Below are 22,386 nucleotides of genomic sequence, written 5' to 3'. Positions count from 1 at the left end.
AGTCCGGATAACAGCAGTGAAAGTCCGCATTGCGCATACCGGTCCGCTGCCCGGGAAACCGTGCAGCCCGGAGGCTTTTACACCCATCATAAAAGTCCGGTTAACGCACCCATTAGGTCCGGCAGCCGCCGGGACCTTAAAGATATAATTTAGGTACTTAAACAGATAAACACATTCAGGAGGGGATTTCATGAGATCCGGTCAAGCCAGTTCCGGGGGGACGCTTATGGCGGTGAAAAGAAACTGGGGGCTGTATTTGCTGCTGCTGCCCGCGGTGGTGCTGTCGCTGCTGTTCGCGTATAAACCGATGTACGGGATACTTATTGCCTTTAAGGATTACAGCCCGGCTTTGGGGATTACGGAGAGTCCGTGGGCGGGGTTCAAATATTTTGAGAAGTTTTTTAATTCCTATCAGTTCTCGAATACGATTAAAAACACGCTGATTATCAGCCTGTACAGTCTCGTAACCTTTCCGATTCCGATCATCCTGGCGCTGATGGTGAACCAGATGCGTCCGAACCGCTTCCGGCGCTTTTTCCAGACCGTCTCGTATATGCCGCACTTTATCTCCACCGTGGTCATGGTCGGGCTAATGGTCATTTTGCTGTCGCCAAGCACCGGTCTGGTCGGCAACCTGTTCAGCCTGTTCGGCAAAGAAGCGCCCGATCTGCTCGGCTCCTCGTCGCTGTTCAGCAGCGTGTACGTCTGGTCGGATGTGTGGCAGCATGTCGGCTGGGACAGCATTATTTTTATCGCGGCATTGTCTGCGGTTGATCCGAGTCTATATGAAGCTGCAACCGTGGACGGGGCGAGCCGCTGGCATAAGGTGCGTTATATCGATATTCCGATGCTGATGCCGACAGCGGTTACGCTGCTCATTCTGCGTGTCGGGGGGCTGCTTGGGGTTGGCTTTGAAAAGGTGTACCTGATGCAGAACGACCTCAACGCCACCTCCAGCGAAATTCTGTCCACCTATGTATACAAAATCGGTCTGCTCAGCAGCCAATACAGCTTCTCGTCGGCCGTCAATCTGTTTAACACCGTCATTAACTTTATTTTGCTGATCATCGTCAACCAGATTTCCAAAAAAATCAGCGAAAACAGCCTGTGGTAAAAGGAGGAGATCATAATGGGAGTGCTTACACCAGTAGTTAAAGAGTCCAAGGGGAAAATAAAAAACAACCGCTCCTCCGATAGCGTGATGGAAGTTGTGCTGTACGTGATTGCGGTATTGTTTCTGATTATTCTGATTTATCCGCTGTATTTTATCGTTATCGCTTCGTTCAGTGATCCTTCGGCGGTGGCCGGCGGCCAGGTCTGGCTGTTCCCGAAAGGGTTCACGCTCGACGGTTACAAGGAGCTGCTGCGCCACAGTAATATCTGGATCGGCTACCGCAATACCATCCTGTATACGATCGTCGGCACGCTTATCGGTCTTGTTGTTAATATCTCGGCAGCTTATGCGCTTTCGCGTAAAGATCTGAAGGGGCGTAAATTTCTGTCACTGTTCTTTATTTTTACGATGTTTTTTAACGGCGGACTGATTCCGACGTTTCTGACGGTCCGTGATTTTCATATGTATGACACGTTTCTGGTCATGGTGCTGCCGTTCTCGGTCGGCGTGTATAACATCATTGTTGCCCGCACGTTCTTCCAGACCAGTATTCCGGGCGACCTGTGGGAGGCGGCGCAGATTGACGGGTGCGGGAATCTCCGGTTTTTTACGGGAATTGTGCTGCCGCTGTCCAAAGCAATTATTGCGGTGCTGGGCTTGTGGATTGCCGTCGGCCACTGGAATTCCTATTTCAACGCCCTGATCTATCTCAAAAATCCCAACCTGCATCCGCTGCAGCTGATCCTCCGCAACATCCTCATCACCAACCAGATGCAGTCCGGCATCGGGTCCGGCGAGGCGGCGCAGCTGGCACTGCGGCTGGCTAATATGATGCGTTACTCTGTCATTATCGTAGCGACGGTTCCGATTATGTGCGTGTATCCGTTCATCCAAAAATACTTTAACCAGGGGGTTATGATCGGCGCGGTAAAGGAGTAGTTCTTACCGGTGCGCCGGTTATAGCCGGAAATGAGGTCATATGGTTATGGAAAATATTATGCAGCAGCAGCGGCCGCTGCCTGAGCATCTGAAGCTGGCGGTGCGGCCTGCCGCCCGTCCTGAAGCGGTTATTGAAGGAGAGGGCTACCGGATCACTGTTCTGACTCCGCAGCTGCTCCGCCTGGAGTATCATCCTGCCGGAAGGTTCGAGGACCGGGCGACCCAGACTGTGCTTAACCGGGATTTTCCGGTGCCGGAGTTCCAGCTGGTGGATCACGGGAACAAGCTGGAGATTATAACGGATAGGCTGCATTTGAGCTATGACAAGCAGCCGTTCTCCCGCTACGGGCTTAATGTGAGTGTGCGCAACGGGTCAGGCCACCTGATGGGAGTCTGGCATTACGGCGACACGCCGCAGGATCTTGGCGGTACGGCCCGGACGCTGGATAATGCGGACGGAACGATCCCGCTGGAGCCGGGGCTGATGTCCCGCGGCGGCTATACAGTGATGGACGACAGCCGCTCGCTGCTGCTGGAGGCGGACGGGCAGGTAACGCCGCGTGAGGACGGCGGGCTGGATTTGTATTTTTTCGGGTACGGGCATGACTATCTGGAATGCCTGAAGGATTTTTACCGGCTCAGCGGCCCGGCGCCGCTCCTGCCGCGCTATGCGCTCGGCAACTGGTGGAGCCGCTATTATCCTTACAGCGCAGATGAGTATCTGGCGCTGATGGAACGGTTCGGGCAGGAGCAGATCCCGTTCTCTGTTGCAGTGATTGACATGGACTGGCATCTGGTCGATGTCGATCCCAAGTATGGCAGCGGCTGGACGGGCTATACGTGGAACCGCAAGCTGTTCCCGGACCCTGGTCAGTTCCTGGCCAAGCTGCATGAGCGGGGGCTGCATGTTACGCTGAATGTTCACCCTGCAGACGGCGTACGCGCATTCGAAGACCCTTATCTGGCAATCGCCGGAGAGCTTGGACTGGACCCGGAAAAGGGCGATGCGGTGGATTTTGATATCACCGATCCGAAATTCCTTCAGGCCTATTTCAAATATCTGCATCATCCGCTGGAAGAGGAGGGCGTGGACTTCTGGTGGATTGACTGGCAGCAGGGCGGGGTGACCCGGGTGCCGGGACTCGATCCGCTGTGGATGCTGAACCACTATCACTATCTGGACAGCGGGCGGCGAGGGAACAGACCGCTGACGTTCTCGCGTTATGCGGGGCTGGGCAGCCACCGTTATCCCGTCGGCTTCTCCGGCGATACGATCGTCACGTGGGAGTCGCTCGCGTTCCAGCCGTACTTTACGGCGAGCGCGGCAAATGCGGGCTACGGCTGGTGGAGCCACGACATCGGCGGCCATATGCAGGGCTATCTTGACGATGAGCTGGTGACGCGCTGGGTGCAGTTCGGCGTGTTCGCGCCGGTGCTGCGGCTGCACAGCTCGGCCAGCCCGTTCAACAGCAAGGAGCCCTGGCGGTTCAATCCGGTTGCGGAAGCCGCGATGAAGGAGGCGCTGCGCCTGCGGCACCGGCTGATTCCTTACCTGTATACGATGAACCGCTACGCGAGCGTGGACGGGCTGCCGCTGGTCCGGCCGCTGTACTATCATCATCCGGAGCAGCCGGAGGCTTACGGTGTGCCGAACCAGTATTACTTCGGCACGGAGCTGATGGCTTGCCCGATCACTTCACCGGTGGACCGCCGGACCGGTATGGCGGAGTTCACGGCGTGGCTGCCGGAGGGCCGCTGGTATGACTTTTTCTGCGGCCGGAGGGTTGACGGCGGCCGCAGCCTTACGTTGTACCGTAATCTGGAGACCATTCCGGTGCTGGCGAAGGCCGGGGCGATTGTTCCGCTGGCTGATCTCAGCGGATACACCTCGTCCACGGCGAACCCGCGGGAGCTGGAGGTTAAGGTGTTCGCTGGAGCAGACGGCAGCTTCCGCCTTTGGGAGGATGCGGAGGAAGCGGTGAGGGACCGGGCTGATGAAGAGCGCGATGAGTCTGCTATGGATGGGATGAAGCACAATGCGGCTGCATTGCAGGACCGGGAGGAGAACTGGTGTGTTACGGAGATGAACCTGAGCTGGACGGAGTCTGCCAGCTTTACGATTCATCCGGCCAGCGGCAACCTGGCTGCCCTGCCTCCGCTGCGCAGCTGGAAGCTCTGCTTTACCGGCGTAGCCGAAACGCAGGTGAAGGTGCTGGCCGGCGGTGCGGAGACGGCAGCGGATACAGCGTATGACCATTCCACACATACGCTTACAGTGTTGATCCCGCAGACCGCGGTGTCTACCGCGATTACGGTTGAACTCGCCGGCGCGCGCCTTGCCGCTAACCGGACTGAAGAGGACGTATTCGCCCTGCTGAACCGGGCGCAGATAGAATTCCAGCTGAAGGAGCAGATCTACGGGCTGGTGCGGTCTTCTGCTACGCCAGCGGCGGCGTTAGCTTCCCTGACTGCGCTTAAGCTGGAGCAGCCGCTGTTCGGCGCGCTGTGTGAGATTTTGACGGCCAGCTTGGGGTAAGAGCGGAGCGGGGGCGAAGGTAGAGTCGCCATCGGCGCTGAGCTTTGTACGCTGCATTAGGTTTGTGGTGCACGAATGAATATTTACCTCAACGGCCGGGCTGAGTTGTTCCTGCTGTACTCCGGCAGCTAAATTAACTCGTCTCTCTAACGAACGCCTCTGCGCATACGTTGTGTGTGAAGCAGCATTTCACTCAATGGGCAGTGTACCATTCTATAGAAATTAAAATAGCTGCACAATCTGCAGTTATATCCGAGGAAAAGGTGACCCTCAGCGATATAACTGTATTTTGTGCAGCTATTTCCGCCCAAAACGGCGAAAACAGGCTTTTCCCGGCAGATTAGTTGCACGGAATACAGTTAAAATGAACTTTCGAAGAAAAACAGACGTTTTAGTTGCACAAAATGCAGTTAAGGCGAAGCATCGGAGGAGGGGGGAGTTTCCTTTATGCTATGTCGTGCAGCTACTAATGATCGTGTCCGGAAATCTGCAGACAACAGCGGCCGGAAGTCTGCGCATTCACTGAAACAAGGCAAATCCTAAACCATAAAATCACTAGTTCAAGCTATATAAACTAAAAAAGCAGCTTGCTTTCCATCCCTATAAAAGCTATTATGGACTTATAAAGTCTGTGATTGAAGTTGAGGTGGAACATGAAGTACTCCAAAGCGACGAATTATGCGCTGCATACGATGCTTTTTCTGGTGGCTGCTTCTCCTGATAAGCCTGTGGGCGTGCAGCAGCTGGCTGAACGGCAGCATGTATCGCCGACGTATCTGTCGAAGATTCTGACCAAGCTGGTGAAGGCGGGGCTGATCCAGTCTGTATCCGGTGCGAACGGCGGGTATCAGCTTAAGCAGAAGAAGGATGATATTTCTTTTCTAGATGTGATCCATGCGATTGAGGGGACGGCGTCGCTGTTTGACTGTACGCTGAACCATTCCAGTGAATGCCTGATCCAGCAGGTGATGGTGGAGGCAGAGAACCGGATGGAAGACTATCTGCAGAACAAGAAGCTCTCTGAGCTTGCTGCAAAAGTAACGGTGGATTTATAAGCGCCGTTATTTTTATAGCTTGATTATAGATATAAGAAGTCTTTTAAGTCTTTTGTATAACCGGCACTGTGTTATAGGTATTATCAGCAGTTTACTAAACGAAAAGGGATGATAAGGCATGATTAATCATTTATTTGACGCACAGGTATGGGAGCAGGCATGGAAGGAAGACCCGAAATCCTACATCAATTTGACAAGAAAGGCTGGCGTGGACCCTACCCGTTCATTCGATTCCAAAGCGCATACGTTTAACGAAGAGGTATTCAGCGAAGGCGGAAGACAGAGGGCAGAGCGGATTATCGGCTGGATGGAGGGTCAGGGCGTTGATTTTAACGGATTGACAGTGCTGGATATCGGCGCGGCTTCGGGCGGATTCAGTGTGCCGTTTGCCGAGCGCGGGGCGAAGGTGACCGCCGTTGAGCCGAATGCGCTGCTGGCCGATTTGTTTGAAGCGAACAAAGCCCGGGTCAGTGAGGGAAAAGCGGAAATCGCTCTGGTACGCGAAGCCTTTGAGGATATTGATCTGGCGGCTAAGGGATGGGAGCAGGCGTTTGATCTTGTTTTTGTCTCGATGTGTCCGGCTGTGTCCGACTGGGCGGGCGCGGAGCGTGTGATCAGCTGTGCCAGACAATACTGCTATATCAGTACTTCAGCCGGCTCCAGGCGGCATAGTCTGCTGAATGAGGTGCTGCCGCTGTTTACAGGAGAGGCTGCGCCGCTTGCCGAAGCCTCCGAGATGGCCTATCTGCTAAACCTGCTCTATCTAAAGGACTACGCCTTTGAGTCGATTGTGACCAAGGAAATGAAGAGCGCGGAATATACTGTTGAAGCGGCCATTGACGAGGTGCTTCAGCTGCTGAAACATCACCGCCTGACAGACAGTGACGCTACCGGGAAAATCGTTTCTGACTATATGAACGCTACGTATCCCGAAGGAACAGTTACTGTACAGCAGGGCGGACGCTTCGGCAAGGTGCTGATCCGGCTGCGGGATGAGAATATGTACAGCAGAACTAAATAAGCTGCATGTAAAAGAGCTTTGCCGTATGATTCCGGCAAAGCTCTTTTTGATTCCCGGCAATACGGAGTGCTGCAGTTGACCGGCCTTCAGCCGCATTTAGCCGCCCGCACCCCAAGCCTCCAGCAGCGGCCCAGCTGTACCGTACACCGGATCACTACCCGGCAGCGGAACCTCCGCGATCTCTTGCAGTGCAGCCGCCAGGTCGTCAGGCTCGGCCAGCCGGGTGTTGTAGTCCGCCCCGCCGGGATAAGCGCCGGCGACTAGGAAGCCGCCGGAGCTGTGCAGCAGCTTGTGCGCCGTTCCGGCCGGCAGCACGAGCACATCTCCGGCCGACACCGCAAGCGTCCGGCCGGCATCGCCGCCAAGCTGCAGGCTGGCGGTCCCGGACATCACGCCAAGCACCTCGTGCGCGTTGCTGTGATAGTGGTGATAGCTGAACACGCCGTTCTGCCAGCTGTTCAGCCAGCCGTTGTCATTGAAGATCTGCTCGGTGCGTTCCGGATGGTCCCGCAGAGCACCTGTATACACAATGACCGGCAGTGCCGGGTTGTTCGGCAGCAGGCCGTCCTGCGGGAGAGTGAAGGTTTCGATGGCTCCCCCGGCTCCGGCTACCGGCTGTTCAAACGGCTTCATTAAGCAATCGCCTCCTAAGTCTAAGTCTACAAGCTTATTCCTTATTGGATTTGCTGTCTGCGGTATTGATAAGGGGTAATTCCGTACTGTTCCTTGAACAGCTTGATGAAATACTGCGGCTTCTTGTAGCCGACCAGCTGGGAGATATCAATCACATGCAGATTGGATTCCCGCAGCAGCTGCGATGCCTTCTCCAGCCGCTTGGCGGCAATGAAGCCCGACAGGTTCTCGCCGGTCTCCTGCTTATATACCTTTGACAGATAAACCGGATGGAGATGTACAATTTTACCCAGATCATCCAGGCTCAAACCATCACCGATATGTCCGGTAATATAAGCCTGAATAGTACGGACAATATGGCTGTTTGTTAATTTGGGGCTGCGCTCCAGCCGGGTGACACAGAGCAGCACGGACTCGAGTGCATCATCGGGCTCAGCCAGCTCTTTGAAGATCCAGCCGGCCACCTCAGACTGCTGCAGCCGGCCGGACGTGAAGTACAGCAGCTGGATGAAATCAAGCAGATAGAGAATCTGCTGCTTTCTGGTTTGCAGCTTGGCGTAGCTTCGGAGGATGTTTTTCCGGGCGGCTTCCCAGTCCACATTCTCCCGTTTCGGATGGGCAGTGCAGTTCTGCAGCAGCGTACAATCCCCGGCATCCGGCTCCTCCCGGTAATAAAACCGGCAGAAGATATGCCGGACAGTATTCTTGTCCGCAAATTCAAAGCTCTCAGAGAAGGAGATATTCTCTATTTCAGCAGCAAGCGGGCCGGCACCGGATACCCGGAGCAGGCCGGTAACGGACGGGCCGGCTGTCCAGATGAATCCTTCTGAAGCACAGTCGTGATTCCTTAACGTGACTTCTTCTGACCCCTTCGCGTCTGTAAGCTGAAAGAAGCAGTAGCGTTCCTTCAGCTGCTGCACAGCATCACAGGCAGCAAATTCATTGTCGCCCTTTGCGGGAGCAGCACCGCCGATAACAGACAGCAGAAAGCCCAGACCGTCAAATTCCGCCTGCACCGGCTGCTGTTTCCGCTGCTGCTCGTCAATATTTTTAAGCACCTGCTGCATGGCTTTTTCCATATCCTCTTTATCTACAGGCTTAAGCAGATAATCCAAGGCGCCCAGCCGGATCGCCTTTTGGGCGTAATCAAACTGTGAATAACCGGAGAGGAAGACCACCTTGGTCTTCAGCAGCTGCCCGCTGATGTGCTCCAGCAGATCAAGACCGGATACCTCAGGCATCCGGATATCGGTAATCAGAATATCAACGTCATTTTGGCTAAGCAAATGTCTGGCTTCCAGCGAATTGGTGGAGGTTACAACCTGCTGTACGCCGAATTTTTTCCAGTCCAGCAGATGCTTCAGATATTCAACGATATAATGCCCGTCATCCACAATCAGTAATTTCATAATCTCCTCCTTCATCCAGTGAGAAATCGATGTAGGCCATAACGGACAGTCCGCCCCAGTCATTGGTGAAGAACCGCAGGCCGCTTAATTCGCCATAGGCATTTTTGAGCCGCTGATGAATATTCCACAGGCCAATGCCCCGGGAGCCCTCGGGAGGAGCCTCACTACCCACACGGGCCGCCAGCAGCTCAAGCTGATCCGGCGTAAGTCCTTTCCCGTCATCCGCAACAATGATCAGTGCCCCTTCATCGAGTGCTTTTACCTCGATTGCGACACGGTGGGCGCCCTGCAGCTCCTCAATGCCGTGCTGGATTGCATTTTCCACAATCGGCTGGATAATCAGCGGCATAATGCGGTGCTCCCCGAGCTCGGGCGGCAGGCTAATCTCATAATGCAGCTCTTTACAGAGAGACATAATTGACAGGAAATGGCCGGCAAGCTGCAGCTCGGAGGCCAGCGTGGCATCATGGCGGTCAAGCTTGGTCAGGTAGCGGTAATATTCCGCCAGGTGCTTGCTCATCTGCATGACGGCTTCCGGTGAGGATTTTGCCATCGACATGATAAAGAACAGGCTGTTATACAGAAAATGCGGATTGATCTGGGCCTGCAGCTGCTTTACCTCGGCATCCCTGCGCAGCTCGGTTTCGATTTTGAGTGAGGCGAACAGGTTCTGGGTTCTGAGTACCATATGGTTGAAGCTTTTGAACAAGGTATAAAATTCGTTGACCGGGTTCTCGCTGATCCGCGTGCTGTAGTTACCCTGCTCCACCTGGTGGAATTTTTTGCCGAGCAGATGCACATTCCGGTAGAAATTACGGTAGAACATCAGAATGACGGTCAGGCCGATGATCAGGATGACGATAATACTGGCTGCGAACACCTGCTGGTTGCGGTTCAGCGGATTCAGGAAATCACTCATCCGTGTATACGTCACCAGGTAAGTATCAATAGGCTCTATGTATTTGGACAGCACATAATAGTCGTCCTCGCCGGTATGATAATCGAATTTCAGAATTTGCTGCGGATCGGGGGTAACGGTCGCCCGCGCTTTTTCCTCGATCCGGCTGTCTACCGGCTTACTGCTAATGACGAGGCTGTCATTCACCAGGAAAAAAGCGTTGGAGCTGTCGCCGTTAACCGCTTTGCCCAGCAGTCCGGTCAGATACTCCTTCTTAAGCTTCACGCCGACGATGTACTCTATATTTGCCGGATTTTTGGGCTGGTGGATGTAAGGGTAGACCGAAAAGTAGTACAGGCTATTATTATAAGTCTGCCAGCCGCGCTCCGTTACCTGTTCAAAAGGGAGCTTCGCCAGCGAATCATGTCCGGTTTGAATGAAGGTGCCGTCCTGCTTCCAGTAAATCCCGATCGACTCTACCGCAAGGCTGGAGAAGAGCTGATCCGCTAACCGGCCGGAAATTTCATTTTTGTTCATCTGGGCGTCATAGTTGCTTAATTCCAGCTTGCGGTTCTGATAGAACCGAACATCGTTGTCGGCGGTATATTGGATTCCGTACATACTTGCCTCGGAGATCGCCCCGTCTATGATTTCCTCCGCATAAGCCAGCTGGTTCTTGGAGGCGTTGACCAGACTCTCCTGAAGCGTTCGTGAGCTAAGGGTATTCATGATATAGAACAGCCCCAGTGTAAGCAGCAGGAAAAAAATGAAGAAGTAGATGAACCGTTTCATATTCACCTTTTTTATCATATTGTGTCCTCATTCCCTGTAACACATTTTTGTCTAATTGCTGTGTATCCGTCAGAATCTATCATAATTCATTAAATTCAAAAGAAAAAGACAATCAGCCTATAAAGTGAAAGCGCTTAGCAAACAGGTTGAGGGATTGGTTATGATCTTCAGATCGGGACATTTTAGATTGAAAGCGCTTTTGCTAACATTAGATCTGCAACGACTACTTGGCATTCTTAAAGGGGGTAACACCAATAGCTCACGTTATAAAAAACAGGGTGCAGCCGCTCAAGACTGACATCCGGAAAAAAGGAAAAGATCCCTGGAGCAAGGAACTGAAAAAAAGCTGGCCGTTGTATGTACTCTGTATCCCGGCACTTGTGTGTGTCCTCATTTTTGCCTACGGGCCGATGGTCGGACTGGTGATGGCTTTTCAGGATTATAAGCCCTGGCTGGGTATTTCCGGCTCTGCCTGGATCGGCTGGGACAACTTCGCGAGAATCTTTCAGTACAAGGAAGCCACTCAGGCTATTACGAACACGCTGATTATCGCGGTAATCAAAATCGTTGTCGGGATTGTCGTGCCGATCATCATGGCTATCCTGTTAAGCGAAATCCGCAATATGGGCATCAAAAAAAGCATTCAGACGCTCGTGTATCTGCCGCATTTCTTGTCATGGGTAACGGTGGCCGGCATTATGATTGATCTTCTGGGACTCGACGGCGGCATTAACCATATGCTGACCCAGGTGTTCGGAATCCAGCCGGTCTATTTTCTGGGCGATCCGGTCCTGTTCAGACCAACGGTCATTATCAGTGATCTGTGGAAAAACTTCGGCTTCGGCATGATTGTCTACCTGGCCGTTATTACCGGAATCGATCCGTCTTATTATGAGGCTGCCGAGATAGACGGCGCTTCCCGCTGGCAGCAGATCAGACATGTTACGCTGCCGAGCATGCTGCCGATGATCATTGTTATTGCCACACTGAGTCTGGGCAATATTCTCGATGCAGGCTTTGACCAGATCTTTAACCTCTACAACCCGCTGGTGTACAGTACGGGGGATATTATCGATACTTACGTGTACAGGTCTTCCCTGTTGAACGGCCAATACGGGTTTGGTACAGCAGTCGGGCTGTTCAAATCAGGCATCAGTTTTGTCCTGATCGTTATTTCATATCGTATTGCCTACAAGGTGGCCAACTACAAAATATTCTAGAAGGGAGCATGGAGAGTGTATCATAAGTCCAAGGGATATAAGATTTTTTCGTTCTTCAACTATATATGTCTGATTCTGATTGCGTTATCATGCTTCCTGCCGATGCTCCATCTGCTCGCCCAGTCGCTTAGCAGCAAATCTGCGATCAACGGCAATCTGGTGTCCTTCTGGCCGGTGGACTTCAATATGGACGCCTACGCCAAAACCTTCAGGAACACCAACTTTACCGGCTCGATGCAGATTTCTGTATTCCGGACGGTACTGGGAACCTTGATCAGCATGTTTGTCATTACGACGGCCGGCTATGCCTTATCCAAGGATTTCCGCGGGCGGAATGTGCTGATGTGGATTTTTATCTTCACCATGCTGTTCTCAGGAGGCTTGATTCCGTCCTATATCCTGGTTACGAAGCTGGGCTTTAAGGACACGATCTGGTCGCTGGTGCTGCCCGGAGCTTTTGGTGCTTACAACCTGATTCTGATTATGAATTTCTTCAAAACGATTCCGAAGGCGCTGGAGGAAGCAGCGTTTATCGACGGTGCCTCATTCTTTGTTATTTTCCGCAAAATCTATCTGCCGCTCTCCCTTCCCGGACTGGCAACGGTAGGCTTGTTCATTATGGTCGGCCACTGGAACGCCTGGTTTGACGGAATTCTCTATATGTCGAGTACCGAGAACTACCCGCTGGCTTCCTTTTTGCAGACGGTTGTGGTGCAGGGCTCAGCCCAGAGCATGGCGCTCAGCCAGTCGGAAGCGGCGGCATTATCGGAGCAGAGCATCAAGGCAGCGCAGATCTTTATCAGCACCTTGCCGATTATCCTCGTCTATCCATTTTTGCAGAAGTATTTCGTAAAAGGGATTGTACTGGGTGCAGTCAAGGAATAGCAGAAGCAGATACAACCTAAATTCAACCTAAATTCAACGTAAAGGAGTCTATACATGAAAAAAACAGGTGCATTACTCTCCGTTGCTGTATTGCTTACAGGAATGCTTGCCGGGTGCGGCCCGGTCAAAAAGGAAGGAGGCTCTACGGCGGAAGCGACGCTTAAGGACGGTAAATATGATCCGCCGATCACGCTTACGATTGCGAAGCAGCAGGATGAAAATGCCGGGAAATATATCAACGGTGAAAGCCTGAATGATAATGTGCTGACCCGCTGGGGCGTGGAGAAGCTGGGTATACGGATTGAGACAACACTGCTGGGCGGCGATGCAGCGCAATATAACACGAAGCTGCGGCTTGCGCTGACCGGCTCGGAGAAGCTTCCGGATGTGCTGCCGGTCTATGATACTTCGCTGGAGAATGACCTGATCCAGTCCGGGCTGGTCAAGGATATTACCGAGGACATCAACAAATATATGCCGGAGCGGCTAAAGGAAATTTACAAGGAATATCCGACAGCCTTTAACCCGGTTATCCAGGACGGCAAGGTATACGGGATGCCGATTGCCCCCAATCTGACGGAAGGTGAAGTGATGCTGGTCCGGCAGGACTGGCTGGATAATCTGGGGCTGAAAGCGCCGACGACGATCGATGAATTCGAGCAGGTTATTGCCGCATTTACGAATGATGATCCGGACGGGAACGGCAAGCAGGATACGTACGGATTCGATTTTAGCGGAAAGGATTCCTACAACACCGGCTGGGTCAGCGACTCCGTCATGATCTTCAGCGCTTACACCGGCAAACATCTTCCGGGCCAATGGTATAACGAAGATGGCAAGCTTACGTACGGGTCGGTCGCGGACGGGACAAAGGATGCACTGGCCAAGCTGCGTGACTGGTATTCCAAGGGATATTTGAATAAGGAGCTGGCGACACAGGGGGCCTGGGATGCGCTGGCTGACTTTACCGAAGGCAAAGCAGGCATCATCATCGGACGCCCTTGGCTGTACGGCAGTGTAAAGGATGTTGAGACCAATGTGCAGGGTGCCAAAATCAGTGCCTACCCGACAATCAGCGGGGTCAGCGGCGATAAGACGTACCAGTCCGGCCAGCAGAATGACGGCGTATTTATGTTCAATAAAGATTTTAATAATATGGAAGCGTTCTTCCTCTACTACGACAAGCTGTATGATGCCGCCTTCGGCACGGGAGATTTCAAATACGGATATGCACAGGGCTATGATTATGACATCGTGAACGGGGAGGTTGTCTTTGATCCCAAGGCATTCAACACACCGCTGGATGCTGTCCAGGGAGTAGGGAAGATGGCTTTTACCAAAAATACGCCGAGTGTGGATGGACCGGGCAAATCCTTTTATGATCTGGCACAAGGCGTCAAGGCTGATACTGGAGTGCTGATGCGGTCAGCAGCCAATGATCCAACCACCAGTGCAGGGTATGTCATTTCATACGAGAACCGGGATGTGCTGCTCCCTAATGCTTTCAACGGCCCGCCGACCAAAACAATGCAGACTTCATGGGAGCAGCTGAACACAATGGAGAAGGAAACTTTTACAAAGATTATCTACAGTAAGGAACCGCTCGAAAGCTACGACACTTTTGTTAAGCAATGGTACGAGAAGGGTGGAACGCAGATCACGGAAGAAGTGAACGAATGGTATACGAATGCAGGTAAAGTGGATGTCATGACCAATATGGGGCTTAAATGAGAGTCTGGTGCTCACTGAAACGTTATGCAGAAAAGAGGTGGAGAGATGGCATCATCCTTCCAGCTGTCTGGGGAATGGTTCGACACCGGCTCTCATGCACAGCTTACGCTTAGCCCCTCCGGGGGCTTCCGGCTGCAGACGTCACCTCAGGGCGGCGGAGTAGAATTGCAGCCAGGCAAGGTAGATACTGCTAAATGGAAGGCCTGCCGTTACGTGAATGCGGAGGTGTACCATGAATGCCATGATATCCTGGTGCTGCTGTTCCGTTTCCGTGATCGGCATAACCGGGAGATTACTTATCATCTGGGCATCCTGCCGGGCGTAAGAACCGTAATCTGCCTGCCACTGGAGCATTTGAGCGGTGAAAAGCTGTTCCTGCCGCGTTATCCCGGTGTGATGCAGACGGTGCTGCGTGGTGATGCCAGGGTCGACCAGGATCAGATAACCGGCTTTTCTATTGCCACTATTCCATCGGCTGCGGAGAGAAGTGTCGATATACTGGGCTTATGCCTAAGCTCGGAGGAACCGGATTTCCAGTATGTCAATCAGCCTTATGTGGATGAGCTGGGACAGCTGAAGGGAAGAGAGTGGCCGGGTAAAACGGCAGATGCTGCAGAGTTAGTCAGCCGGCTCCGGGCTGAGCGGCAGCGGGCGGCAGAATGGGCAGAGACGGAAGGAGCAGATCACAGCGCCGGCTCCCTCAGCCGTTACGGAGGCTGGAAGAAGCTGAGATTTACAGCGACCGGTTATTTCCGCACAGCGTCCGACGGCCGGAACTGGTGGTTTGTTGATCCGGAAGGTTATGCACTGTTCAGTACCGGAATGGATTGTGTCGGCCCTTCCTCGCCAATGCGTGTAACCGGTATGGAGCATCTTCTCCCGCAACTGCCCGGGCAGGATGGGGCTTATCAAGATGCCTGGTCACAGGAGGGCCGTGAATTCAGCTTCGGGATAGCGAACCTGATCACAGCATTCGGCCCGCAGTGGAGGGACGCCTGGACAGAGCTGACCGAATACCGGCTGCGGCAGGGCGGGTTCAATACCATCGGGAACTGGTCGGACAGCAGGTTCATCGCGGCCTCGGACCTGCCGTATGTGTATCCGCTGAGCGGGTTCCCGGAGACGGCGCAGCGGATCTTCCGCGATTTTCCGGATGTGTTCAGTCCGGAATACGAGCGGAATGCACAGCAGTTTGCGGAGCAATTGCTTCCGCTGCGGGAAGAGCGGCGGATGGTCGGGTATTTCATGCGCAACGAGCCGCATTGGGCGTTCGTGGACGGTCTGAACCTGACGCAGCTGATGCTGTCTTCAGCGACCCGCTTTGCCAGCAAAGAGCAATTCATCCAGTGGCTGAATGAAAAGTACGGTACAGTGGATGAATTAAACGCAGCCTGGAACAGCTGTTATACCGGCTATGATGAGCTGTACAATCCGGATGATACGAAGCCCCTGGCTGATTCGGTAAGAGCAGCTGATTATGGACTGTTTAACCGGCTGCTGATCCGGCGGTATGTGGAGCTGCCGGCCCGTGCCTGCCGGGAGGCAGCCCCCAATCACCTGAATCTCGGTATGCGTTATGCCTGGGTAAACAGCGACGAGGTATTGGAGGGCTGCGAATGGTTTGATGTATTCTCGCTGAACTGCTACCAGTTTGCTCCCGACCGGGAGCAGATTGAACAGATCAGCGGCCGCCTCGGCAAGCCTGTTATGATCGGCGAATACCATTTCGGCGGCGCAGACAGCGGAATGCTGGCTTACGGTATCCGTGCGGTGGCTACCCAGGAGGAGCGCGGCGGAGCATACCGTTATTTTGTGGAGCAGTCTGCTGCCATCCCGCAGCTGATCGGCGTTCATTATTTCCAGTGGAACGACCAGCCGGTGCTGGGACGTTTTGACGGGGAGAATTATCAGATCGGAGCAGCTGATGTCTGCAACAGTCTGTATGAGCCTTTTATGCAGGGGGCTGAACAGGCGCACAAGCAGATGTATAAGGTGAGGACCGGCACAGCTGAACCCTATCATGAGCTTCCGGCAGAGATTCCGCGAACCGGATTTTAAGGTTTATACTACAAAAGGGCAATCCGTGGTCAGTGACCAACGGATTGCCCTTTTATTGTTGTAAGCCGGGATTTATTCCACAGCTAATTTCTTAGTATCCACAGCATCAGTCTGAGCTTCTGCATTAGCAGGCGCCTTGTTCGAGGAACGCAGCGGCAGCTCCTTCAGGAAGAAGACAAGCACGAAAGCAAGACACAAAACGATGGTTCCTGTAAGGAACACGGTGGATAAGGTCTGGCCCAGTGCATCACGGATGCTGTCAATCATCTGTGCGAAGATGGGCTGAACATCAGCAGGCAGACCGGCTTGCGTCTGCTCCAGCAGCGGCTTGTTCATCAGCGCCTGCGGGTTGGCAAAGGCAGTCATTTGCTGTGCTACGGTCGGATCAAGCTTACTGAAGTCCGGTGCTGACGAAGAGGTCAGTGCTTCTTTCAGGTGCTTGGTCAGATTGTTCGACATTACGGTACCCATAACAGCGATACCGATTGTACCGCCAAGGTTACGGAACAGCTGGGTAGATGCGGTAACTGCGCCAAGCTCGGTGTGGGACACCGCATTCTGGGTAGCCAGCGAGAAGACAGGCATCCCCAGGCCAAGACCCAGGCCGAATACGATCATACTGAGAACGGCCATCGGCACGTTGTTCATGAATACCATGATCGCCATACCGGCAACCATGATCGGTACACCGATCAGGGCGAAACGTTTGTATTTACCCTTTTTGGCAATCATCTGGCCGGTCAGGGCACTTGCTACGACCATTACAATCGACATCGGCATAGTAACGTAACCTGCATAAGTTGCCGAAATGCCAAGTACACCCTGTACAAAGAAGGACAGGTAGATCATCGCGCCCATCATACCGAAGTTCATCAGGAAGCCGATCAGGTTGGAGATCGTAACTACGCTGTTTTTGAACAGGTGAAGCGGCAGGATCGGGTTCTTGGCTTTGGTTTCAACAAAGATAAAGATGAGTGCCGATACTACAGTTACAGCCAGGAGGCCGAGAATCTGGACGGAGCCCCAATCGTATTCCGTACCCGCCCACGAAAAAGCGAGCAGCAGCGGTACAATAGTTGTTGTCATAAACAGAGAGCCGAGGTAGTCGATACTGGTCGACGTTCCGCGTTGTGCCTTTGGAAACAGGGCCAGGATCATCGCGAAAGCCACAAAACCAAGCGGCAGGAAGATCCAGAACAGCCAGTGCCAGTCAAGATGGTCAATCAGATAACCGCCAAGTGTCGGTCCAAGTACGCTGGAGAAGCCGAAGACTGCGGTCATCAGGCCCATCCATTTGCCGCGCTCACGCGGAGGGAACAAGTCACCTACAGCGGTAAACGCAGTAGACTGGATAATACCGGCGCCGATCCCCTGGATCCCGCGGTAAGTGATGAACTGGTAGACATTATCGGAGGTACCTGTTAAAAAGGCGCCGACCATAAAGAGCAAAATCCCGGCCAGCAGGAAAGGCTTGCGTCCGAACATGTCTGAGAGCTTACCGACAAGCACGGTGGCAATCGTCGAGGTGAGCAGGTAAATATTAATGGTCCAGGTATAGTAGTCCATACCGTCAAGAATGGAGATGATGCGCGGCATCGCCGTGCTGGTAATCGTCTGGTTGATCGCGGCAAACAGCATGGCTGCCATGATGGCAATCATAATGGATAGCTTGCGTTTGTCTGTTAAATTTTCCATAGTTGGTTTCTTCACCGTCACTTTTATTTTTTGTCTAATTCCTTAATTAATACTCCGAAAATTCTTCTCAAATGCTCCATGTCTTCTTCAGGCAAAATGCTGAAATAAGAATGCATAACCTCACCCAGCTGCTTTTGCGTCTTTGCAATAAGGTCTGTTCCTTCAGCGGTAAGGGTAATCTTGACTGCCCGGCGGTCTCCGGCGGCGCGCTCCTTCTGGATATATCCTTCAGTAAGCAGCTGATCCGTAATTCCGGTAACGGCGGCAGGTGTCAAATCGAGCGCAGCGGCCAGCTGTGAGACCATCATGGGACCTTCCTTGGATAAGGTTTGCAGCGCCTTGAACTGGGTCTGGTTGATCGGAAAGCCTTGTTTGGTCCACTGCTGGCCCAGTCCCTTCAGAAAGGTCTTGAAAAGAATCGGGAATTCAAAATACCGGTCACGCTCCTGATCTGTCAATGCTTCACCTCCCGGGCAATCATCTGAAAATACGTAAATGGTTTACTAAATTAAAGTTTTAATAATTAACCGAGAAATAATTAATCGATAAATAATTAACAACTTAATTATTAAAGCATGAAACAATATATCATCTGCACAAAAATACGTCAAGAGCCTAACTAATTTTTTTTACGACAAAAAAAGCTGTACCCGCACCAGCCTGGACTGATGAGGATACAGCTATTATTCGGCAGGGTGCGGCTTATAATTCGTCCACTTCACGCAGCCAGAGCGCGGCGGAAGCATCGCTTGGCATCCGCCAGTCGCCGCGCGGCGAGAGGCTCACCGTACCGACCTTCGGTCCGTCCGGCAGGCAGGAACGCTTAAACTGCTGGGTGAAGAAACGGGTGATGAACACCTTCAGCCAGGCTTTGAGCTGCTCTTTAGGATAAGCTTCGCCGAAGGCCTGCTGAGCCAGGTAGAGCATTTTACCCGGAGCAGCGCCTGTCCGCAGCATATAGTAGAGGAAGAAGTCATGCACAATGTACGGCCCGAGGATATTTTCGGTCAGCTGGACAATCTCTCCGGTCGCCGATGGCGGCAGCAGCTCAGGGCTGATGCCTGTCTCAATAATACTGTACAGGAACTTGTTCACCGTCTCGTCTGCTTCATGGTCGGCATACCAGGCGACAACATACTGAATCAGCGTTTTCGGAATGCCGGAGTTCACACTGTACATGGACATATGGTCACCGTTATAGGTGCACCATCCTAGGGCGAGCTCGGACAGGTCGCCGGTGCCGATGACGATGCCGCCATTTTTGTTGGCCAGATCCATCAGAATCTGCGTGCGTTCCCGGGCCTGCACATTTTCATAAGTTAAATCATGAACATCCTTGTCATGACCGATATCTTCAAAATGCTGCAGGCACGCTGCCTTAATGTCAACGACCTTCATCGAAGCGCCGAGCGCCTTGATCAGGCCTACCGCATTATCGTAAGTCCGGTTCGTCGTGCCGAAGCCCGGCATCGTTACGGCCAGCACATCGCTTGCCGGACGGCCGAGACGCTCCATTGCGCGTACCGCGACGAGCAGGGCGAGCGTAGAGTCAAGTCCGCCGGAGATGCCGATTACAGCCTGCTTAGTGCCAATGTGGCGGATGCGCTTCATCAGGCCGGAGGTCTGAATCGACAGGATTTCCTGGCAGCGTTCATCCCGCTGCTGCGGGTTGCCGGGAACGAACGGGTTGACGGCAATCTTGCGTACAAGCGCCCGCTCCTTCTGCTGTACCGCCGGATCGGCGAACAGGATCTCACGGAAGTTACGTCCGCCCTTACCGGCGCGGAATGTGCCCATAACCGAGCGGGAATACTGCAGCCTCGGCACATCAATATCAGCGATGATGAGCTGGCTCTCATGGCTGAACCGCTCGGATTCGGCCAGCGTCTGGCCGTTCTCGGCAATCAGCGAATGGCCGCCGAAGACGACATCCGTTGAGGACTCGCCGGTGTTGCTGCCGGCGTAGACATAAGCCGCCACACAGGAGGCGGACTGGCTGGAGACCAGCTGACGCCGGTAATCGGCTTTGCCGACCAGCTCGTTGCTGGCGGACGGGTTGAACAGCAGCAGGGCGCCGGCCTGGGCCAGCAGGCTGCTTGGCGGAACCGGTACCCACAGATCCTCGCAGATTTCTACGCCAAACGACAGATTGCCGTCACTTTCGCTGGCAAAAATCAGATCATTGCCGATCGGCACCGTAACACCGTCCAGCCTGAGCTCTGTAACTTCAAGCTCCTCGGCGGCTGCGAACCAGCGCGGCTCATAGAACTCGCTGTAGCCGGGCAGGTAAGTCTTGGGCACAAGACCGAGGATCTTGCCCTGCTGCAGCACGGCGGCGCAGTTGAACAGCCGCCCTTTGATGGCGACAGGCAGGCCGGCGATGACGATCAGGCTGAGGCCGGCTGTTGCGGCTGTAATCTGGTGCAGGGCTGAGATGGCCTCAGCCTGCAGCTTGGGCTGCAGAAACAGGTCGGCACAGGTATATCCTGTTATGCTTAGCTCAGGCAGCACCAGGTATTCTACCTCCCGGCTGTCTGCCTGCTTAATCATTTCAATCATTTTTACCGCATTAAACCCGCAGTCTGCTACGCGAAGCTCGGGGGAAGCTGCGGCGACCCGTGCGAATCCGAAATTATGCATGGTTTCACCTATCCTTTTTATGAATAAAGCTCTCTAACTACTAATGTACCCATGATCTCGACTGACTAACATATGTAAGCGGAGCGGCGCTCCATCGTCTATTTTACATGAAAATCCCCGGGAGCACATAACAGCGGCGCAGTTGACGCCAAAAAGCATCCGCATGCTGCGGATGCCTGAAATAACGATGCTCACACTTCATTGTACAGGCGGTGCAGAAAATCCACACTTTCCTGTAAAAAGGGCTCTGTTGTGCTTTCCAGCAGACCCTGAATATGAGGGCGCTTGTATTTCATATATTGCAAAATCGGTGCAAAATGCAGCTGTCCCTGGCCGACAGGAACGATGACGATTTTACCGTCTTCTACAGTAAAATCCTTCAGGTGGATGACCGCGATCCGTTCGCCCAGCTGCTCCAGCGCTTCTGCAATAACCTTCTCCTGCTGCCGGTAATTGTCCGGTGACATGAGATTTGCGCAATCCAGAATAATCTGCAGGTTGTTCGACGGAACGAGCTCCAGCAGCCGTTTTGTCAGCCTGACACTATGCAGCGGATGGTTCTGGCCGGCTTCGATGCCTACAGTAACGCCAAACCGTTCAGCTTCCGCAACCATCCATTTTACTGAATTAACGACTTCCTGAAAGGCCTCCTCGGTAAAATTGTCCGGAGTATAGCCATTGCCGACGCTGCCTGTTTCCGTACCGACCAGACTTGCCCCAAAGTCCCTGGCCAGCCGCAGATGGGTACTGAAATCCTGCAGTGCCTGTGTCCGTTTGTCTGGATCAGGATCAATGATGTTGACATAGCAGCCGAGCACGGCGATTTTGATGCCGGCCTGGCGGAAGCTTTCGCCGTAATAGACAGCTGTTCCGGGGCTGAGCGAGGACAGCGAAGGTACACTGGCCGGAAAAGATTTGCGCACAGCCAGCTGAATGTGGCTAAACCGGTAGTGCTTCAGCTTCGCGATCAGCTCCGGCAGGGAGTGACCGGGAAAGTCGTGGGCACGGATGCCGAGATGAAGCGGTACGTTCATTACAGGTGGCCTCCTTGTAGGTTTAGGTAATATAGCCTACTTCTTATGCAGGTAAGGGTGCAGCTCCGCTAAAGCCGGGCACTGCCGGATGGCCACGGCTACAAGCGCGGCGATCCGCTTGGCGCCTTCGTTGCTGAAGTGCGTGTCATCCGTGACGCCGTCCGGATAATTGGGGTGCTGCCCCGGCGGCAGATGCATCAGCAGATGCTGAGAGCCGTCGATCCCCAGCTTGCGGTACAGCTGCTGGGAAGCAGCAAAAATATCAAGCAGCGGCGTACCCGTCTCCTCTGCAACGGCACGCATGGCCGCCGGATAAGCGCCTACAGCCAGCGGATCGGGTTCACCGTCTGAAGTGAACCGGCGGCGGCTGACAGAGGTCAGAAGCACCGGCGAGCCACCTCTGCTGCGGGCAGACTCGATATACAGCCGCAGGTTGTGCCTGTACCCGTTATCGGGATCGGTATAACGCAAAGGATCTTCATGCTTTTCGTCATTATGCCCGAACTGGATCAGCAGATAATCACCGGGCTGGAAATCCTTTTCGATATCGGCCAGCCGGCCCTCATTAAGAAAGGATTTGGTGCTCCGCCCGTTGATCGCACGGTTGTCGATAATGACTTCCGTGCTGAAGTGTGTGTCCAGATACTCTCCCCAGCCGGCCATCGGCTTGGCTTCCGCCCCCTTCAGGGCGGCAGTGGAGTCACCGGCAATGTATAGTGTCGGCAT

Annotated in this window: 17 protein-coding genes; 9 read left to right on the top strand and 8 right to left on the bottom strand. The window is 53.5% G+C overall.

What is annotated here, in order from left to right; all coding sequences use genetic code 11:
- Positions 1–190: 190 nt before the first annotated feature.
- The 5 genes from NST84_RS21060 to NST84_RS21040 all read left to right on the top strand — a co-directional run bounded on the left by NST84_RS21060 (position 191) and on the right by NST84_RS21040 (position 6,665).
- Positions 191–1,114, top strand: coding sequence for an ABC transporter permease subunit (locus NST84_RS21060; protein ID WP_039875399.1), 924 nt, complete (start codon positions 191–193; stop codon positions 1,112–1,114).
- A gap of 15 nt (positions 1,115–1,129) precedes the next feature.
- Positions 1,130–2,053, top strand: a complete 924-nt coding sequence (locus NST84_RS21055) for a carbohydrate ABC transporter permease (RefSeq protein ID WP_342562103.1) — start codon at positions 1,130–1,132, stop codon at positions 2,051–2,053.
- Positions 2,054–2,099: 46 nt separating this feature from the next.
- The gene (locus NST84_RS21050; RefSeq protein WP_342562102.1) at positions 2,100–4,589 is read left to right on the top strand and encodes a TIM-barrel domain-containing protein; all 2,490 of its coding nucleotides are present in this window, start codon (positions 2,100–2,102) and stop codon (positions 4,587–4,589) included.
- A gap of 653 nt (positions 4,590–5,242) precedes the next feature.
- Positions 5,243–5,644 (top strand): RrF2 family transcriptional regulator, encoded by a 402-nt coding sequence (locus NST84_RS21045; RefSeq protein ID WP_039875398.1) that lies wholly within the window; start codon positions 5,243–5,245, stop codon positions 5,642–5,644.
- A gap of 118 nt (positions 5,645–5,762) precedes the next feature.
- Complete coding sequence (locus NST84_RS21040; protein ID WP_342562101.1) at positions 5,763–6,665, top strand: class I SAM-dependent methyltransferase; 903 nt, start codon at positions 5,763–5,765, stop codon at positions 6,663–6,665.
- Positions 6,666–6,761: 96 nt separating this feature from the next.
- Here the strand turns inward: NST84_RS21040 and NST84_RS21035 are convergent, their stop codons facing one another.
- The 3 genes from NST84_RS21035 to NST84_RS21025 are packed head-to-tail and all read right to left on the bottom strand — an operon-like array spanning position 6,762 to position 10,415.
- A complete protein-coding gene (locus NST84_RS21035; RefSeq protein WP_342562100.1) occupies positions 6,762–7,298 on the bottom strand; it encodes a cupin domain-containing protein in 537 nt (178 codons plus the stop codon).
- Between the two features lie 41 nt (positions 7,299–7,339).
- Positions 7,340–8,707 carry a response regulator gene (locus NST84_RS21030; protein WP_342562099.1) on the bottom strand — a complete coding sequence of 456 codons (1,368 nt, stop codon included), beginning with the start codon at positions 8,705–8,707 and terminating at the stop codon, positions 7,340–7,342.
- On the bottom strand, positions 8,685–10,415 hold the full coding sequence (locus tag NST84_RS21025) for a histidine kinase (RefSeq protein WP_342562098.1): 1,731 nt from the start codon (positions 10,413–10,415) through the stop codon (positions 8,685–8,687). Before NST84_RS21025 ends, NST84_RS21030 begins: the two co-directional genes overlap by 23 nt.
- A 260-nt stretch (positions 10,416–10,675) precedes the next feature.
- On the opposite strand from NST84_RS21025, the gene NST84_RS21020 reads away from it, so the two are divergent.
- From NST84_RS21020 to NST84_RS21005, 4 genes are read left to right on the top strand one after another with little or no spacing between them, the layout of a single operon-like run.
- Positions 10,676–11,617: an ABC transporter permease subunit gene (locus NST84_RS21020; protein WP_342562097.1), complete on the top strand. Its 942-nt coding sequence runs from the start codon at positions 10,676–10,678 to the stop codon at positions 11,615–11,617.
- Positions 11,618–11,632: 15 nt separating this feature from the next.
- Positions 11,633–12,502 carry a carbohydrate ABC transporter permease gene (locus NST84_RS21015; RefSeq protein WP_342562096.1) on the top strand — a complete coding sequence of 290 codons (870 nt, stop codon included), beginning with the start codon at positions 11,633–11,635 and terminating at the stop codon, positions 12,500–12,502.
- A gap of 54 nt (positions 12,503–12,556) precedes the next feature.
- A complete protein-coding gene (locus NST84_RS21010; protein ID WP_342562095.1) occupies positions 12,557–14,233 on the top strand; it encodes a hypothetical protein in 1,677 nt (558 codons plus the stop codon).
- Between the two features lie 45 nt (positions 14,234–14,278).
- Positions 14,279–16,291, top strand: a complete 2,013-nt coding sequence (locus tag NST84_RS21005; RefSeq protein ID WP_342562094.1) for a beta-galactosidase — start codon at positions 14,279–14,281, stop codon at positions 16,289–16,291.
- Between the two features lie 72 nt (positions 16,292–16,363).
- Here NST84_RS21005 and NST84_RS21000 read toward each other — a convergent pair whose 3' ends face one another.
- The 5 genes from NST84_RS21000 to NST84_RS20980 all read right to left on the bottom strand — a co-directional run bounded on the left by NST84_RS21000 (position 16,364) and on the right by NST84_RS20980 (position 22,386).
- Positions 16,364–17,986, bottom strand: coding sequence for a DHA2 family efflux MFS transporter permease subunit (locus NST84_RS21000; protein WP_342566482.1), 1,623 nt, complete (start codon positions 17,984–17,986; stop codon positions 16,364–16,366).
- A 23-nt stretch (positions 17,987–18,009) separates the two neighbouring features.
- Positions 18,010–18,444: a MarR family transcriptional regulator gene (locus tag NST84_RS20995; protein WP_342562093.1), complete on the bottom strand. Its 435-nt coding sequence runs from the start codon at positions 18,442–18,444 to the stop codon at positions 18,010–18,012.
- A gap of 244 nt (positions 18,445–18,688) precedes the next feature.
- A complete protein-coding gene (locus NST84_RS20990) occupies positions 18,689–20,626 on the bottom strand; it encodes an NAD(+) synthase (protein ID WP_342562092.1) in 1,938 nt (645 codons plus the stop codon).
- A gap of 191 nt (positions 20,627–20,817) precedes the next feature.
- Positions 20,818–21,660: a sugar phosphate isomerase/epimerase gene (locus NST84_RS20985; RefSeq protein WP_342562091.1), complete on the bottom strand. Its 843-nt coding sequence runs from the start codon at positions 21,658–21,660 to the stop codon at positions 20,818–20,820.
- Between the two features lie 36 nt (positions 21,661–21,696).
- Positions 21,697–22,386 carry a rhamnogalacturonan acetylesterase gene (locus tag NST84_RS20980; RefSeq protein WP_342562090.1) on the bottom strand — a complete coding sequence of 230 codons (690 nt, stop codon included), beginning with the start codon at positions 22,384–22,386 and terminating at the stop codon, positions 21,697–21,699.

This window comes from Paenibacillus sp. FSL R7-0345, from assembly GCF_038595055.1.
Classification (GTDB): domain Bacteria; phylum Bacillota; class Bacilli; order Paenibacillales; family Paenibacillaceae; genus Paenibacillus_AQ.
The sequence above is the reverse complement of the archived record's forward strand: the minus strand, read 5'-3'. Positions and strand labels throughout refer to the sequence as shown.

What these genes read in the sequence shown, in the direction of transcription:
- NST84_RS21060 (WP_039875399.1), top strand. Translation starts at nt 191, where the DNA reads ATGAGATCCGGTCAAGCCAGTTCCGGGGGGACGCTTATGGCGGTGAAA.
- NST84_RS21055 (WP_342562103.1), top strand. Translation starts at nt 1,130, where the DNA reads ATGGGAGTGCTTACACCAGTAGTTAAAGAGTCCAAGGGGAAAATAAAA.
- NST84_RS21050 (WP_342562102.1), top strand. Translation starts at nt 2,100, where the DNA reads ATGGAAAATATTATGCAGCAGCAGCGGCCGCTGCCTGAGCATCTGAAG.
- NST84_RS21045 (WP_039875398.1), top strand. Translation starts at nt 5,243, where the DNA reads ATGAAGTACTCCAAAGCGACGAATTATGCGCTGCATACGATGCTTTTT.
- NST84_RS21040 (WP_342562101.1), top strand. Translation starts at nt 5,763, where the DNA reads ATGATTAATCATTTATTTGACGCACAGGTATGGGAGCAGGCATGGAAG.
- NST84_RS21035 (WP_342562100.1), bottom strand. Translation starts at nt 7,298, where the DNA reads ATGAAGCCGTTTGAACAGCCGGTAGCCGGAGCCGGGGGAGCCATCGAA.
- NST84_RS21030 (WP_342562099.1), bottom strand. Translation starts at nt 8,707, where the DNA reads ATGAAATTACTGATTGTGGATGACGGGCATTATATCGTTGAATATCTG.
- NST84_RS21025 (WP_342562098.1), bottom strand. Translation starts at nt 10,415, where the DNA reads ATGATAAAAAAGGTGAATATGAAACGGTTCATCTACTTCTTCATTTTT.
- NST84_RS21010 (WP_342562095.1), top strand. Translation starts at nt 12,557, where the DNA reads ATGAAAAAAACAGGTGCATTACTCTCCGTTGCTGTATTGCTTACAGGA.
- NST84_RS21005 (WP_342562094.1), top strand. Translation starts at nt 14,279, where the DNA reads ATGGCATCATCCTTCCAGCTGTCTGGGGAATGGTTCGACACCGGCTCT.
- NST84_RS21000 (WP_342566482.1), bottom strand. Translation starts at nt 17,986, where the DNA reads ATGGAAAATTTAACAGACAAACGCAAGCTATCCATTATGATTGCCATC.
- NST84_RS20990 (WP_342562092.1), bottom strand. Translation starts at nt 20,626, where the DNA reads ATGCATAATTTCGGATTCGCACGGGTCGCCGCAGCTTCCCCCGAGCTT.
- NST84_RS20985 (WP_342562091.1), bottom strand. Translation starts at nt 21,660, where the DNA reads ATGAACGTACCGCTTCATCTCGGCATCCGTGCCCACGACTTTCCCGGT.
- NST84_RS20980 (WP_342562090.1), bottom strand. Translation starts at nt 22,386, where the DNA reads ATGCCGACACTATACATTGCCGGTGACTCCACTGCCGCCCTGAAGGGG.